Origin of the sequence: Bacillus sanguinis, assembly GCF_018332475.1 — a bacterium.
Lineage (GTDB): Bacteria > Bacillota > Bacilli > Bacillales > Bacillaceae_G > Bacillus_A > Bacillus_A sanguinis.
In genome coordinates, this window is the sequence record NZ_BOQB01000725.1 from 1 (window position 1) to 253 (window position 253).

The 253-nt window shown below is 53.0% G+C and carries 1 protein-coding gene; it reads right to left on the reverse strand.

Features of this window, described 5'->3' with window-relative positions; translation table 11 throughout:
- A partial coding sequence (locus KI369_RS30170; RefSeq protein WP_212959087.1) for a cytochrome o ubiquinol oxidase subunit IV occupies nucleotides 1-253 on the reverse strand: 253 nt, incomplete at both ends.

Consider the following 253-nt stretch of genomic DNA (forward strand, 5'->3'; position numbering starts at 1 on the left):
GACAGGATTAGCACGGTGAAGACAAACGCCGTCATGTTCCAGCCTTCATCTGATTTGGTATTCATGTGCAGGAAGCACACCAGATGCACCAGAACCTGTACCACTGCCATTGCCAGGATTGTTCCCAGAATTACGGCCGGAGAGGCAGCCCCTGTCATCACCATCCAGAACGGAATCACCGTCAGAATGATCGACAGGATAAAGCCTGTCATGTAGGTTTTTACGCTGCCATGGGACGCGCCGCTGTGATCGG